The organism is Pedobacter cryoconitis, from assembly GCF_014200605.1.
Lineage (GTDB): Bacteria > Bacteroidota > Bacteroidia > Sphingobacteriales > Sphingobacteriaceae > Pedobacter > Pedobacter cryoconitis_B.
The window spans coordinates 102,793-116,910 of sequence record NZ_JACHCE010000008.1; the positions used below are offsets into that span (position 1 = coordinate 102,793).

The 14,118-nt window shown below is 36.4% G+C and carries 17 protein-coding genes; 12 read left to right on the top strand and 5 right to left on the bottom strand.

Features of this window, described 5'->3' with window-relative positions:
* Window positions 1-16 precede the first annotated feature (16 nt).
* Both HDE68_RS20835 and HDE68_RS20840 read left to right on the top strand, forming a co-directional pair.
* Window positions 17-679 carry a cytochrome b/b6 domain-containing protein gene (locus HDE68_RS20835; protein WP_183884170.1) on the top strand — a complete coding sequence of 221 codons (663 nt, stop codon included), beginning with the start codon at window positions 17-19 and terminating at the stop codon, window positions 677-679.
* 1 nt (window position 680) lies between these two features.
* Window positions 681-1,370, top strand: coding sequence for a VIT family protein (locus HDE68_RS20840; RefSeq protein ID WP_183884171.1), 690 nt, complete (start codon window positions 681-683; stop codon window positions 1,368-1,370).
* 341 nt (window positions 1,371-1,711) lie between these two features.
* On the opposite strand, the gene HDE68_RS20845 is transcribed toward HDE68_RS20840, so the two are convergent.
* On the bottom strand, window positions 1,712-3,367 hold the full coding sequence (locus HDE68_RS20845) for a PAS domain-containing sensor histidine kinase (RefSeq protein WP_183884172.1): 1,656 nt from the start codon (window positions 3,365-3,367) through the stop codon (window positions 1,712-1,714).
* A gap of 935 nt (window positions 3,368-4,302) precedes the next feature.
* Here HDE68_RS20845 and HDE68_RS20850 point away from each other — a divergent pair.
* From HDE68_RS20850 to HDE68_RS20885, 8 genes are all read left to right on the top strand, one after another.
* On the top strand, window positions 4,303-4,710 hold the full coding sequence (locus HDE68_RS20850; protein WP_183884173.1) for a mobilization protein: 408 nt from the start codon (window positions 4,303-4,305) through the stop codon (window positions 4,708-4,710).
* Window positions 4,695-5,060 (top strand): relaxase/mobilization nuclease domain-containing protein, encoded by a 366-nt coding sequence (locus HDE68_RS20855; protein ID WP_260171823.1) that lies wholly within the window; start codon window positions 4,695-4,697, stop codon window positions 5,058-5,060. Before HDE68_RS20850 ends, HDE68_RS20855 begins: the two co-directional genes overlap by 16 nt.
* Window positions 5,061-5,100: 40 nt before the next feature.
* Window positions 5,101-5,325: a transposase family protein gene (locus HDE68_RS26725; RefSeq protein WP_183884174.1), complete on the top strand. Its 225-nt coding sequence runs from the start codon at window positions 5,101-5,103 to the stop codon at window positions 5,323-5,325.
* 34 nt (window positions 5,326-5,359) lie between these two features.
* Window positions 5,360-5,959 (top strand): transposase, encoded by a 600-nt coding sequence (locus tag HDE68_RS20865; protein WP_183884175.1) that lies wholly within the window; start codon window positions 5,360-5,362, stop codon window positions 5,957-5,959.
* Window positions 5,960-5,964: 5 nt separating this feature from the next.
* Complete coding sequence (locus tag HDE68_RS20870) at window positions 5,965-6,336, top strand: hypothetical protein (protein ID WP_183884176.1); 372 nt, start codon at window positions 5,965-5,967, stop codon at window positions 6,334-6,336.
* A complete protein-coding gene (locus HDE68_RS20875) occupies window positions 6,285-6,683 on the top strand; it encodes a transposase (protein WP_183884177.1) in 399 nt (132 codons plus the stop codon). Before HDE68_RS20870 ends, HDE68_RS20875 begins: the two co-directional genes overlap by 52 nt.
* Before the next feature lie 63 nt (window positions 6,684-6,746).
* Window positions 6,747-7,046, top strand: coding sequence for a hypothetical protein (locus HDE68_RS20880; protein ID WP_183884178.1), 300 nt, complete (start codon window positions 6,747-6,749; stop codon window positions 7,044-7,046).
* Window positions 7,047-7,208: a hypothetical protein gene (locus HDE68_RS20885; RefSeq protein WP_183884179.1), complete on the top strand. Its 162-nt coding sequence runs from the start codon at window positions 7,047-7,049 to the stop codon at window positions 7,206-7,208.
* A 619-nt stretch (window positions 7,209-7,827) separates the two neighbouring features.
* Here the strand turns inward: HDE68_RS20885 and HDE68_RS20890 are convergent.
* A complete protein-coding gene (locus HDE68_RS20890; RefSeq protein WP_183884180.1) occupies window positions 7,828-8,178 on the bottom strand; it encodes a winged helix-turn-helix transcriptional regulator in 351 nt (116 codons plus the stop codon).
* 130 nt (window positions 8,179-8,308) lie between these two features.
* On the opposite strand from HDE68_RS20890, the gene HDE68_RS20895 reads away from it, so the two are divergent.
* Window positions 8,309-9,082, top strand: coding sequence for an SDR family oxidoreductase (locus HDE68_RS20895; protein ID WP_183884181.1), 774 nt, complete (start codon window positions 8,309-8,311; stop codon window positions 9,080-9,082).
* Window positions 9,083-9,250: 168 nt separating this feature from the next.
* Here HDE68_RS20895 and HDE68_RS20900 read toward each other — a convergent pair whose 3' ends face one another.
* The 3 genes from HDE68_RS20900 to HDE68_RS20910 form a co-directional block, all read right to left on the bottom strand.
* The gene (locus HDE68_RS20900) at window positions 9,251-10,036 is read right to left on the bottom strand and encodes a PhzF family phenazine biosynthesis protein (protein ID WP_183884182.1); all 786 of its coding nucleotides are present in this window, start codon (window positions 10,034-10,036) and stop codon (window positions 9,251-9,253) included.
* A gap of 107 nt (window positions 10,037-10,143) precedes the next feature.
* Complete coding sequence (locus tag HDE68_RS20905; RefSeq protein ID WP_183884183.1) at window positions 10,144-10,869, bottom strand: LytR/AlgR family response regulator transcription factor; 726 nt, start codon at window positions 10,867-10,869, stop codon at window positions 10,144-10,146.
* On the bottom strand, window positions 10,866-11,909 hold the full coding sequence (locus HDE68_RS20910; RefSeq protein WP_183884184.1) for a sensor histidine kinase: 1,044 nt from the start codon (window positions 11,907-11,909) through the stop codon (window positions 10,866-10,868). Before HDE68_RS20910 ends, HDE68_RS20905 begins: the two co-directional genes overlap by 4 nt.
* A 272-nt stretch (window positions 11,910-12,181) precedes the next feature.
* Between HDE68_RS20910 and HDE68_RS20915 the strand changes: the two genes are divergently transcribed.
* A complete protein-coding gene (locus HDE68_RS20915) occupies window positions 12,182-14,032 on the top strand; it encodes a M1 family metallopeptidase (RefSeq protein WP_183884185.1) in 1,851 nt (616 codons plus the stop codon).
* Window positions 14,033-14,118: the final 86 nt, after the last annotated feature.

Below are 14,118 nucleotides of genomic sequence, written 5' to 3' on the forward strand. Positions count from 1 at the left end.
TTAAAACGCAATCAACATGGCTATCATTGAACCATTGAGGAACGACATTGATCATCCTGCTAAATTGAAAAAGCACAGCAGATCTATCAGGCTGTGGCATTGGCTAAATCTGCTGGTCATTACCGGATCACTACTCACAGTGCTGTTAAACTCAACTTTATTCGATGTAAAAAGTAATACCAAATTTATACTACAGCAATCTGGTACCTCAATAACCGCTCAACAAGCCAAAGATATAGCAAATGGTATGGAAGATCAGATTTGGAGTATTCATATTTACTTTGGTTATACACTTGCAGCATTATTCTTGTTCCGGCTACTCTCTGCATTTTCTTCGTCTACAGGGCAAGGCTTTTTCGGTAACTTAAAAAGTGCTTACCAGGCTTATCGTAAACAAAGTAAGGAATCTCATGTAGCCTTACACGAGTTTACGGTTAAATGCTTATACCTTATTTTCTATTCATTACTTGCCATCATGGTTATAACAGGCTTAGCTATGACATTCGATCAGGAATTAGGCATCAGTAAAACTGTAAGTCACAGCATTAAAGGATTTCATGGTTTTTGTATGTATTTAATCCTGATCTTTATCTTGGTACATATCGTTGGTGTACTTCTGGCAGAACGGAAAGAAAGCAAAGGGATAGTATCAGACATGATTAACGGAGGAAAAACATAATATGGAACTTGAAGAACATTACACCAATAGAAGTGGTTGGTTAAGAGCAGCCGTTTTAGGCGCAAATGACGGTATTCTTTCTACAACCAGTCTGGCCATTGGCATTGCCGCAGCGAGTACTACACGAGGACCAATTGTATTGGCTGCCTTGGCAGGACTGGTTGCCGGAGCATTGTCTATGGCTGCCGGAGAATACGTTTCTGTGAGTTCACAATCGGATATCGAAACTGCCGATTTGAAGAGGGAGAAAATGGAATTGGAAAAGATGCCAGAAATTGAACTGAAGGAATTAGCCAAACTTTACCAGCAGAGAGGTCTGGAAGAAAGTCTGGCCTTGCAGGTTGCTACACAGCTCACTGCGCATGATGCTTTAGGCGCACATGCGAGGGATGAACTCGGCATCAATGAGATTACCCAGGCAAAGCCAATGCAAGCTGCTTTAGCTTCAGCAGGTTCATTTATTACGGGCGGAATGCTCCCGATGCTAGTGTCTATTTTTGCACCACTTCACCTGATGGTCATTTATCAATATAGTTTTTCGATCGTATTTTTAGCTTTTTCTGCAATTGTTGCAGCGAAAGCAGGCGGATCTTCTGTTAGTAAAGCTGTTATCCGGATTTGTTTCTGGGGAACAGCAGCGATGTTAATGACTGCTGCTGTTGGCTATCTTTTCGGTGTTAAAACAGCCTAGTTTTTTTATGGATTATTTATCTATTTCTTTATTTAAAATGTGTAGTTTTTGTGCTTTTTTAATTTATCCTAATCGTAGAACTGGGCTGACTTTTTTCTTTTAACCTCAAAATTATAATTTAATGTCACTCGAGTATTTTGTGTTTGTTTCCAGTGAACCTGTGAGGTGTTTTTCAGGTATTTAATATCTGTCCGCGTAACTGAAGTATTAAAGATGTCATTCAATTGAAACAACTCTGGTTAGATTTTAGATTCAGGAACAACTAACTAGTAGTCTCCAGATTTTATTAAATTTTTTAAAATTTCCTTTTTTCATAAGCAAAAGAGGGGCTTTTTATTAATTTAATAGGTTGATTTGTAATCAAGAGGTAGTGTGAAATAGAAAATAGCACCTTGCCCTTCTTGAGATTCACACCAGAGTTTTCCACCCATAAGTTTGATGATCTCATTAGAAATAAATAGGCCTAGACCCATACCAGGATAAGGGTATTGTGTGATGATCTCAGTTGACCTGTAGAAGCGTTCGAATATTTTTTGCTGTTCGGCCTTTCTGATTCCAATACCTTGGTCTGATATGCTAAAGCTAATCTTTTCGTTATTTCCACTTGTACGAATAAATATGTTTCCGCCATCGGGTGAATATTTAATAGCGTTTGAAAGTAAATTTGAAATTACCTGACCAATTCTTGCCCTATCCCCAGAGTACAAGTTTCTGCATCCAAGTTCTATTTGGATATTATGCTTACTATCCGAAATATATATTTCACTTGCGATCTTCTTTACAAGGTTATCGAAACTAAATTCTGTTATAGTAAGATGAATTCTACCGCTGTTAAAATTCGTTCCATCCAACATATCTGTTATGATATGGTTAAGCTTATTGATTTGTGAAGTCATTTTAGTCAAAAGCTTAGAACTATCATCCCCGTTTTTTTCTGAAACTCTCATTATCAGTTGAGCATATCCTTTAATACTTGTTATTGGGGTCTTAAGCTCGTGACTTATAATCCTTAAAAGATTTTCTTTTTCTCTTTCTAAAGAAAGAAATTCGTCGAAAGAAAATGCACTTGATAGACAATTTCCTATTACACCACCAACATTTTCAATAAACTGTTTGTAGTCGGTATCATTTTTTTTTCTCGGGGATAATCCAACTATCATATAACCCGAAATAGGTGCATTTTTATTTTTTAGTGGTATGATTGCGGCCTCGCAGCAGGGTTCAGGATAAAAAGTTATAATCGGCTCTGCTAAATAGTCGGAAATGGAGTCGAGAAATACCGTATTTCCAGATTTTAGTAAATCTTCTACTGGCCATTTGTGATGATCAATTGTTTGATCAATTCCTCCCGAGGCAACCAGTGTATAAATTTTGTGTTTTCCTTTTAGGTAAATTAAATAAAATGGAATTTCTTGTTGCTCCTCGTTTAACGCTATTTTACAATTATTAAAATACTTTTCAAGTGTTTGTGCGGTATTTCCAATTTTTATTAGCTTATTCAACAACTCACTTCGCCTTTGTCCAATAACTTTGTTTGTAGTTTCTATAACTAAATTAAAAATGCCTTCTATTTTCCCCTCAGCATTGTAAATTGGAGATAGGGTATAATCAAAATAACATTCTTCCAAATAACCATTGCGATCTAACAGAAAAGGAGCATCAGGTAATTTTATAGTGGTACCACTACTTATTACCAATTTTAGCTGTGGTTCAAGGATGTCCCAAATCTCTGCAAAGACAATTTTTGTAGGGCTACCAAATGCCTTGGGATGTTTTCCGCCTAAAATCAACGCATATTGGTCATTATAAAATAAAGTGAATTCCTTGCCCCAGCAAACTGCAATCGGGAAACCAGAGTTCAGGCAAATTCCCAATGAAGTCTTAAGTGTCGGTGTGCTAATTTCTGGGGAATTTAATATTGCTATTTTGGATCGTAAAATTCTAAATAAACTATCCATATTTCTTCCAGCATTTAAAAAAGAGTAATCAATATCCATATACATCCATTTTCAAAAAGAAGTTTACTTCTAAGTACCTGCGTAAATTGTCAATTATCAAGTTCTTTAAGCACAAGTGTTTTAATGAAAGATTTGTTTTCATTTAATTCTGATCCTTCAAATGGGATAGATGACTTTGGCAAAGGATTTCTGAATTATGACTTGTAATTTTACTATTTCGAATGTTTGTCATTTTATTGAATTTTAAATCTTTATATATAGTTTTTTTATGTATCAAAAAAATATAATTACGCTTTGTTACAAACATATTAATCATAATTAAGTCTTAAATATTACTTTATCGTAATAATTTTATTAGATCTATGAAAAGTCAAGAAGCATTTTTTTGAGCAGTTGCTGGATGAGTTTTTAAAAAAGAAGATCATCAAACTATTCTGGAGCTGGCATGGAAGGGAAAGTCAAAATGAGATTCTGTTGATGGTGTGATTAACTTCCTCAATTCCATCTATTGTTCAATTATTTCTAGGTACTCCCTAACTGGTTGTCAATTTTTAATAATTTACACCCCCATATTTGACTTTATTTTAATCTATAAAGTCATGAAAAAGCCCCCAAAAAAAACACCCAATAAAACCAGTGATTTTCTCGGAACGTTCCATCCAAAAATAAAACGGATCAAAACAGAACCTCGTCAACGAATCAGACATCTTCTGCGTTCTTCTATACCTCTTGGTCAGGTCAATATCCTACGCAAAACGGATAGTGAATCTATGACCTGAGCTAAGAAAATCTATCACTAAAATCTAAATTATTACTAATACAGACCGAAGTTCACCAAGCTATCGGAGTAGGAACCTTGAAGCACTCGTGTGCTTAGCGAAGATGTATTTTCGTATACGAAAATCTCTTTGCTGTCCATGAGGACATAGGATCACTCGGAACTCGTGATCCTAAAGTCAATAATAAGTGTATGTATGGCGAGAAAAAAAGCCAAGGATCAAGATAGCATTCTAAGCCGTCCTATTAATGTGAGATTAACTGCAAGTCAATTCAATAAGCTGGATAAGTTGCTTCTAGAAAGCGATTGTAAGTCTATCGGTGAGATTGTCTGGAAAATAATTACCAACCGCCCAATAAAACTTCTACATAAGGATATTTCTATGAACGCCCCTATGGAGGAAATGGCCCTTATCCGAAAAGAGATTAAAAGCATTGGAGTAAATATCAATAAACAAACACATAGTTTTCATATTAGCCAAAATCCTATGGAACGTTCTTTTCATGCTAATAAGACAGCAGAAACCTATAAGACCATTAAACCTAAAGTAGAAAAACTCATTTCGCTTATATCTAAACTAGCTGAAAAATGGTTGCAAAAATAAGTATCGGTCGGAGTATTAGAGGAATTCTTCATTATAACGAAAACAAAGTTATAGATGGAGAGGCCAAACTCATTTTACCAAGCGGTTTTGCTGGTGAAGTTGAAAATATGAGTTTTGAGCATAAGTTGAAAAGATTCGAGCATTTAACCATTCTTAAACAGAGTGTAAAAACTAATGCGCCGCACATATCACTTAATTTCCATACAAGTGAAAATATAGATGATGCAAAGATGCAGGATATTGCAATAGCCTATATGGAATCAATTGGGTTTGGTGATCAGCCCTTTTTAGTTTATAAGCACAACGTGGATATACCAATTAAAATGGCTCTTCTTCAATTTTGGTGGTAAACAAATGATGTAATGTCTCTGGTATTCGTTATTAATTCTAATGAATGCCACAAAAATCATCTTTAAACCTAAAGATCCGTTCCGGGTAATTTCTGTAGTTAACCAACTCGACAGGTTCAACATTTATGTTCAGCGTAAAAGAAAAAGCAGCCGCTGTCCCAATTGTTTGGTCTTTTCTTCTAAAACGCACAGTTATTATACCAGAAAGTTTATGGATCTACCTTGCTTTGGAAAATCTACCACAGTATTCTTAAGGGCACAGTAAATTTTACTGTCGTACCGATGAATGTCCATTCAAGGTGTTTACAGAAAGATTTGACGATCATTTTCGTCCATATAAGCGAATAACAGATCGACTTAAGGAAACTTTATTAAACATTACCCTGGAAGCAGGTGGAAAGTCAGGAGAACGCATCTGTAAACAGTTTTCAATCGGCATCAGTGACAGTACGCTGTTACGCATTATTTATAATACAGTTTTACCAGATTGTAAAGAGGTTATTGCATTGGGGGTAGATGACTGGGCTATAAAAAAACGTGACCGTTATGGGAGTATCCTGGTAGATCTTACTACAAATAAACCTATCGCACTGCTTGCTGACAGAGAAGAAAATACGCTTACAGCGTGGTTAAAAGACAGACCGGAAATACAGATCGTATCCCGGGACAGGTACGGAAATTATCAGCGGGCAGTTAATAAAGGTGCCCCACAGGCTGTTCAGGTAACAGACAGGCGGCACCTGTTAAAAAAATTGGGAGAAGCTGTCCGAAAAGTCATCGATCGCGAGCATGCTGTAATGAAAAAGGTTCGTACAGTATACCAGGAAACTAAACAGGCCAAAATCGAGCCCCCAAGAGTCTTGCTTCTGAACGTCAACATGAAAAGTTCAGGCAGGTAAAAAAAATGCTCAAAGAAAATATTTCTATCAAGGAAATTGCCAGAACATTTAAAATGAGCCGTATAACTATAAGAAAATACAGGTATTGTGAGGAACTCCCAAGACGAAATTATCCCAGTCCTTCTGGATTGGAAAAACATCTGACTTACATAAAAAAACGGTTGAAAGAAGTTCCTGAACTTCAACTGAAACAGTTACTTGCTGAATTGACAGATAGAGGATATCCCGGAACATATAGTACACTTTCAGACGGGTTAGCCAGATATGGCTTTAGGCTGGGTAAGAAAAGAGGCAGAAAAATAATATTGCCGTCCAATTTGGCACTATGGAGGCCATCAAAGACAGCAATGCTGTTTTTGGGGATAAGCAAAAATTGACCAAACAAGGACATGATATATTAGACGAATTGTGTAGACAATCGGAGATACTGAACCAGACCTGGTTTATAGTAAGACAATTTTGGCAGATGATGTTGCGGGATCGCAATAGTGATGGATTAAATGAATGGATAAGTACAGTAAACAATTCTTCAATACCAGAGTTGCAGGGCTTCGTCAATGGATTACTACAGGACTTTGAACCTGTGAAAAATGCATTCGATTATCCATGGAGTAATGGCCCGGTTGAAGGAAATGTAAACAAGCTCAAAACTATCAAAAGGCAAATGTATGGTCACGCATCGTTGAATCTCTTGGAAAGAAGGCTGGTGTTATCACTATCATAACCACCAAAATTGGGGAAGAACCGCATACTGACCCCTTAATTGATTTGATTTTGGTTTATTTAGGTGAATATTCTTTCACTTAATCCGAGTGCTGATGGTTGGAAAAGCAAAAGCAATGAGTCAGATCAAACAACTATTACGCCTGCATCAGCAGGGAGATTCCATGCAGGTAATCCCGCTTATAAAGATCCCAGGGTTGAACATTTGAGCGCTCATCTGGAAAGCTACAGTAAGCAATTGGGACTGGTTGGTGTAACCAGAAAACTCCTCTGGGAGGAATATATCATCGATTATCAGCAAGGCTACAGTTATTCGCAATTCTGCTTTCACCTACAGCAGCAATTGCGGGCCCACCGGCCGTGAATGAAACTGGATCATCAGCCAGCCGATAAACTATTCGTAGACTTCGCAGGAAAGCCCCTTCATTATGTCGACCATTCTACCGGTGAGGTGGTTGCCTGTCAGGTATTTGTAGCCTGCCTTCCTTTTTCCGATTACAGTTTTGCAATGGTAGTTCCCAGCTAGCGAATTGCCGACTTCCTTCATTCATTAGGCTGCTGCCTTCAGCATATTGGCGGAACGCCTAAAGTATTGGTTCCTGATAACTTGAAATTCGCATTCAAATCTGAAAGTTGCAATAAGGAAAATGTAATTAATCTTTATTCTATTGCATCTATTGTAGCACAATGGTATAACACATTTATGCATGCGTATGTTCTATTAAGGTCAAATATTTTTACTAAATAGTCCATGTTTCACGCTATTATCCCACATTTAAATACTTAGACTGAACTAAATTTTTGATATGCTATTGGTTTAGATACTAATCGAGGCCAAACTTTTTTAGATCTTTCTTTACAAAAAGTAATTAAGTAAATTTTAAGGGTATGGAAGCCATTCTAATCGAAACTTGATCAAAATGGTTCTACCTTAGCACGGCTGAGAGTACCGAGCCGGAGTTAGTTTTAACTCCTTTTTTTATGCCTTAAATTGTTTAAATCAAATGGTAGTAATCCTGAAGTATTCACTTATCAATTCTGCGAGCCTGATGAAGAAGGTATGGTTGCATTAAAATTTGTATGATATCAAGGAACAGAAGTATCCATTGCATTCGTACCTCAGGGAGGTTCAGAACCCTAAAAGATTATCTATTATCTTGTTTTTCACCCGCTTTTTTTTTGAACATTATTGCCCATTCTTTCATCTGATCTAGGATTGGTTTCAGTGTCAGACCTTCTTTTGTTAAACTGTATTCAACAGTGATAGGAACTGTATTAAAAGTTTGCCTGTTTATTATGCCTATAGTTTCCAAGTCTTTTAATTCTTTGATCAGCATTTTAGGGGAAATCCCCATCACTTCTCTTTCTAATTCTTTAAAGCGTTTTTTGCCGAAATACAATTTAGTAAGGATATGTAACTTCCATTTACCTCCTAAAACTCGCAAGATGAACTGTAAATCACTCAAATCAACCACACAATTTTCGAAATTTTCCATTATTATTTTATTTTAACTACCTAATATACAAAAAAGTAACTTTTTGTATATTAATATACTTAATGGTAACTACTTGCAAAAGTATATCAATGAATTTACATTTGCAAAGCAATTTTTTTTAAAAAAAACTATGAAGAGAAGTGATAATACGGTATTGATAACTGGCGGTGCCACAGGCATAGGCTTGGCATTGGCAGAAATCTTTTTGAAGGAAGGAAATGAAGTAATTATTTGTGCGAGAACAAAAGCAAATCTTGACGACGCACAAAAACGCTTCTCACAGCTACATATCATTGTTGCGGACGTGTCTACTATGGAAGGAAGAAAGGTTTTGACGACAGAGGTAAATAATCGATTTTCTAAATTAAATATTCTTATAAACAATGCCGGCGCCTATAGTATAACAGATATCATGGATTCAAATTATATCGAAACTTTACAAACAGAGTTAGCTACAAATTTGGTCTCCCCGGTGGCTTTAATACAGCAACTGATGCCAGTTTTAGAGACGCAGACTGATGCTATCATTGTAAATGTAACTAGTGGTTATGTTTTTATTCCCTCTGCACAATCATCTGCATACAGTGCGAGTAAAGTTGGTTTAAGGGCCATTACGCAGAGTTTGAGATTTCAACTTAAAAAGACATTAATAAGAGTAGTAGAAGTAATACCACCTGCTGTTAATACAAAAATGAACAAAGGAAAGAATATATCGCTGATGACCACCGAGCTTTTTGCTCATAAAGTTTTCAAGGGATTAATCTACGGTGAAGATGAAATTGTGGTAGGTGTATCAAAACTTGGGAAATTGCTATCTCGAATAGCACCGAAATTTATTTTTAAAAAAATGAATACTGATGAAGAGAAGCAACGTATTGAAAGAAGCCCAGGAGTGATTTTATAAAATCGATAACCATATTATAAATGCAACCGAAACTAATATAGGTGGATTGGTTTGAAAATGCTGCGGCTGGATTAACCAGGCAGATCATGGATGATATTTCTTGATTTTGCTAAGTCATGGAATGATAATCAGCAGCCACTTTTTAATTATGGCTGCCGACAAAGTATATCAAATTTCTATTTCTCCTTTGAGGTAAAGCACGGCCTGGCCACCAAGTTCTACACGGCCGTCTAATAATTGACAAAATACTTCACCTCCTCGTTTAGACAGCTGATATGCATTTAACTTTTTCTTGTCTAACTGTGTGGCCCAGAAGGGGGTGAGTGTAGTATGGGCTGAGCCACACACAGGATCTTCATCTACACCAACTCCAGGACCAAAAAACCTGGAGACGAAATCATGATTTTTACCAGCTGCGGTTACAATTAGTCCCCTGATATTTTGTTGGGCTATGATTTTAAGATTTGGTACCATTGTTTGAATATCCTCTTCATCTTCAAAAACTAACATGTAGTCGCTATTCCCCTTAAAAGCTGCTATGGGCTTTTTATTGGTTAGTGAGACCAATGTTTCGCCAATAGATACTTCCTGAATATCATCAACTGGAAAGTTCAGTATGAATTTATTTTCTTTAATTCTAGCAGTTAGCCTGCCACTTCTAGGTGAATAAAATTCAATTTCTTCTCTTTTGTAATTTTCCTGATGATAAAGAACGTATGCCGTAGCTAGTGTTGCATGACCACAAAGATCTACTTCTGTACTTGGCGTAAACCATCTGATTTCAAAGCCGTCATTAGTTGGTACATAAAATGCCGTTTCTGAAAGATTATTTTCGGCGGCAATCTTTAAAAGTATTTTTTCATCCAGCCATTCGGTTAATGGGCAGACAGCTGCTGGGTTTCCCTGAAATACTTTGTCGGTGAAGGCATCGACTTGATATATTCTAATTTTCATAACTTTTTAATTTTAGGAAAGTTAAAATGATCGGATTACAGACTAAAGAACTCGAAATAAAAGCTATAAAATTCATATAAGAATAATTTTTGAACATTAATTAATGATTACAGGTTTTGCAACCTTACAGCAACTTTTTTTAGATAGGTGCGCCCGATTGGAAAACTTGCTTCCCCAATCTCTATTTTCGAGGCTGAAAAAGAGTTGATATGATTTATACCGACGATTAACGATCTATGTATCCTGAGGAAGAGGTTGTCAGGCAATCTTTCTTCGAAATAATTTAGCGACTGATAAGTTACGATCCCATGATTCAAGGTATTGATTCTGATATGATCTTTTATTCCTTCAAGGTATAAAATTTCCTGTAGTTCGATCTTTACCCTTTTCTTTTCCGTCTTTACATAAATAAACGGCTCGCTGCTTACTAAATTCGTGTCTGTTAATGTACGAGGATAATCGCTAAGTCCGGGATTTATTGAGTTTTCATATTTATCAATGGCCTGTAGAAACCTTTCAAAAGATATTGGTTTAACCAGATAATCCAATACATTCAGATCGAATCCATCCAGCGCAAATTCTTTATAGGCCGTTGTGATGATAACTGCTGGCCTTTTGGTAACAGTACGAAGCAGATCCAGTCCTGAAACCTGGGGCATCTGTATATCCAGAAAAATAAGGTCGGCATATATTTCCTTCATAGCCCTGAACGCCTCAGCTCCATTAGTACAGATAGCCACCACCTGCAAGCGCTCCAATCTGCTAATATGATTTTTAATCACATTTCGTGCGAGTGGTTCGTCATCGGCAATTATACAATTGATTTTTTTCATAAATCGATTTTTAAATCTACCAGATGAACATTTACTTCTTGTTCAATCTTTAAAGTATGTTTGAGCGGATAAAGTAAATTAAGGCGTCGTTTTACATTTTTTAAACCTATTCCATGGGGTATAGATGTTGATTTCGCTGAATAACTGTTTTCAACTTTCAGGTAAATTCGATCTTCAGAGATTTTAATATCTATTGTGATCCAACTCTTAATGTCTCCAATACCATGCTTAAAAGCATTTTCCACGAATGGGAGTAATAACAATGGGGCTATCAATTTACCGTCGGGTCTACCCGAAACAACGAGCGATAGATCAAGCCGATCGATAAATCGAATTTGTTCAAGTTCGCTATAATTCTTTAAATGTTTAATCTCATTACTAAGCAATACTTTCTCTTGACTAGAATCATAAATCATATATCTCATTAGGTCAGCAAGTTTAAGGACAATTTTGGGTGCATGATCAGAACGGTCTAAAACGAGTGAATAAAGACTGTTGAGCGTATTAAAGAAAAAATGAGGATTAAGTTGTGCTCTCAGGAAATAATTTTCGGTTTTGAATCTTTCGCTTTCAATCTCTATTAGCTCCTTTTGTTCTATGTAAGAATTTCTCATCAGCTTAAGTACCATGGTAATGGCTATTACAGGTAATAACTTGCCCATGTTTTTGACAATTCGCGCCAATATCCAAAAGTCCGATGGTTGGAACGCTGCCAGTCTTGGTGATCGCTCAATGGGGATCCATAGCCAAAAAGCAAAAAAGCGTATCCATAATCCACCGGCTATTAATAATAAAAACAAGCTAAGGGAGTAAATGATATATTTTTTCTTCAGATAAAGCCTGGGCATCAGCAGGTAAAGATTGAGATATACTAAAAAAAGTGCTATACTCAGATTGGTTAGGATCTGAGGTGCGACATGAAAGTTCCATGTATCATTGTCCTGCCATCCATCATTCAATAATGTAAACAAAACAAATGACAGCCAAAATAGAAAATGCCGCCAAGCTGTTAGTCTATCTATGTTCACAGATAATTTCATTTAGTAAAATTGCGTATTAAACTAAAGCTTTTGTTTCTTTTTTCCGAACGACGTCTTCTCAGCCCCCAATGACGATTATTTAGCCTGAAATACCTTGAGCTGAATTTAATGTTATTTAAGGTATAATAATAGTTACTGAACTAAAATAGTAATTATTAATATACTTCTTCTTTTATTTGAAAATGAAAAAAATATATCATAGCTACTTTGCTGGTTTAAAGATGATAAGCTCAAATATTTTTAACCAAATTAAGACATCGGTATCTATACTGATGATCATTTTTATTAGTTTTTATTTCACAGCGCAGACCAAAGCTCAAGACCTGCCAGTTATTCGCACAGTTCAAAAAGCTTATGCTAAATCCACCCGTAATCAAACGGGCGTTTCCGGTAAATCATACTGGCAAAATAAAGCGGATTATACAATTAAAGTAAATTTTAATCCGGCTAGCCGTGAATTGAAAGGGGAGGTATTAATTGATTATACTAATAATAGCCCGGATACCCTGAAAAGTTTAGTTTTAAAATTATACCCGAACTTTTATAAAAGTAACTCTATGCGAAATATGCCGGTGTCAGTCTCCGATCTGAGTGACGGTGTGTCTATCGAAAAACTAAACATAGACGGAAAGGAGGTAGGCAGAACTAGCCAGCATGTCGGCGGTACTAACATGTTTGTACCAGGAATTAAAATTCTTCCTGGGCGAAAAGCTCAGCTAAAGATTAATTACCATTATACACTTAATAAGGGGTCTTTCATCAGAACTGGAGAGGTTGACAGCAGTTCTTTTTTTATCGCTTATTTCTTCCCTCGAGTTGCTGTTTATGATGATATAGACGGTTGGAACGAATTCCCATACGTCGGTAAGGAAGAATTCTACAATGATTACGGCAACTTCCATGTGGAAATTACTGTGCCAGGAGATTACGCGGTATGGGCTACTGGGGACCTACTTAATTGTAAAGATGTTTACCAGCCAAAAATCTGCGAGCGCATCCATAAGGCGGAAATGGTTGATACTATTGTGAATATTATTACACCGGAGGATTTGAAATCCCGAAATGTTACGACAAAAAAGGATATCAATACCTGGCAGTTTGAAGCACAGAACGTAACCGACTTTGCCTTTGGGACCAGTGACCATTATGTATGGAAGTCTGTCAGCGTGATGGTGGATTCTGTAACCAAACGGCGAACCAGAGTTGATGCTGTATTTAATCCAATTCATCGATCTTATATACCAGTAGTTGATTATGCCCGCAAGACGGTAGAACTTATCAGTAATTATTTTCCAAAGGTCTCTTTTCCTTATGCGCACGAAACCGTATTTGATGGTCTGGATGCCATGGAATACCCGATGATGGTCAATAACCGTCCAATAGATGATCACAGGGAAAATATTGAATTGACAGCACATGAGGTATTCCATTCATTATTTCCTTTTTATGTAGGTAGTAATGAAACCAAATATTCATTTATGGATGAGGGCTTGGCAACGCTGACGGAATTTTATTTTTATCCTAAAATCGATCCTTTAGTTCCGGTTAATTATGATATTACCTATATGAATAATAGTGCTGTCAGTGCGGAAGATGTACCTATTATGACCCTTACACCACAGTTATATAGTATAGCAAGGTTTACAGATAAGGATCTTAAACCGGCTTTGGCTTTATATTATCTTAAAGAAATGTTGGGTGAACCGTTATTCATTAAAGCTATCCAGAAATACATTCACAACTGGCATGGTAAGCACCCTACACCTTATGACTTCTTCAATAGCCTAAATGCAGGTAGTGGCAAAAATCTTAACTGGTTTTGGAAAAACTGGTTTTTTGAAAAGAATGATCCGGATCTGGCTATTACGAAAGTTATTGAGCGCAAATCAGATTATGAAATTACGATCACTTCATTGGGCACACTTGCTGTTCCGATACACCTGACTATTACTTATCAGGATGGAAGTATTCAGAAGGTAGAGCGTGACCTAAGTTGCTGGCAAAAAAAGAATAAAACGGTTGTGTTCCATATCAGTAATAAAAAGCATATCAACAAACTTACAATTGGAAATGAACTGGATGTTGATATCGATTTAAGCAATAATAAGTGGGATGCGAAATAGATCGAATGTTATTTCATGGGATCAAAAATTGATAATAATTTTCCTGTTGTTTATCGGGTCACTTATAGTTAATTATTCAGCCAGAG

What these genes read in the sequence shown, in the direction of transcription:
- HDE68_RS20835 (WP_183884170.1), top strand. Translation starts at nt 17, where the DNA reads ATGGCTATCATTGAACCATTGAGGAACGACATTGATCATCCTGCTAAA.
- HDE68_RS20840 (WP_183884171.1), top strand. Translation starts at nt 681, where the DNA reads ATGGAACTTGAAGAACATTACACCAATAGAAGTGGTTGGTTAAGAGCA.
- HDE68_RS20845 (WP_183884172.1), bottom strand. Translation starts at nt 3,367, where the DNA reads ATGGATATTGATTACTCTTTTTTAAATGCTGGAAGAAATATGGATAGT.
- HDE68_RS20850 (WP_183884173.1), top strand. Translation starts at nt 4,303, where the DNA reads ATGGCGAGAAAAAAAGCCAAGGATCAAGATAGCATTCTAAGCCGTCCT.
- HDE68_RS20855 (WP_260171823.1), top strand. Translation starts at nt 4,695, where the DNA reads ATGGTTGCAAAAATAAGTATCGGTCGGAGTATTAGAGGAATTCTTCAT.
- HDE68_RS26725 (WP_183884174.1), top strand. Translation starts at nt 5,101, where the DNA reads ATGAATGCCACAAAAATCATCTTTAAACCTAAAGATCCGTTCCGGGTA.
- HDE68_RS20870 (WP_183884176.1), top strand. Translation starts at nt 5,965, where the DNA reads ATGCTCAAAGAAAATATTTCTATCAAGGAAATTGCCAGAACATTTAAA.
- HDE68_RS20875 (WP_183884177.1), top strand. Translation starts at nt 6,285, where the DNA reads ATGGAGGCCATCAAAGACAGCAATGCTGTTTTTGGGGATAAGCAAAAA.
- HDE68_RS20885 (WP_183884179.1), top strand. Translation starts at nt 7,047, where the DNA reads ATGAAACTGGATCATCAGCCAGCCGATAAACTATTCGTAGACTTCGCA.
- HDE68_RS20890 (WP_183884180.1), bottom strand. Translation starts at nt 8,178, where the DNA reads ATGGAAAATTTCGAAAATTGTGTGGTTGATTTGAGTGATTTACAGTTC.
- HDE68_RS20895 (WP_183884181.1), top strand. Translation starts at nt 8,309, where the DNA reads ATGAAGAGAAGTGATAATACGGTATTGATAACTGGCGGTGCCACAGGC.
- HDE68_RS20900 (WP_183884182.1), bottom strand. Translation starts at nt 10,036, where the DNA reads ATGAAAATTAGAATATATCAAGTCGATGCCTTCACCGACAAAGTATTT.
- HDE68_RS20905 (WP_183884183.1), bottom strand. Translation starts at nt 10,869, where the DNA reads ATGAAAAAAATCAATTGTATAATTGCCGATGACGAACCACTCGCACGA.
- HDE68_RS20910 (WP_183884184.1), bottom strand. Translation starts at nt 11,909, where the DNA reads ATGAAATTATCTGTGAACATAGATAGACTAACAGCTTGGCGGCATTTT.
- HDE68_RS20915 (WP_183884185.1), top strand. Translation starts at nt 12,182, where the DNA reads ATGATCATTTTTATTAGTTTTTATTTCACAGCGCAGACCAAAGCTCAA.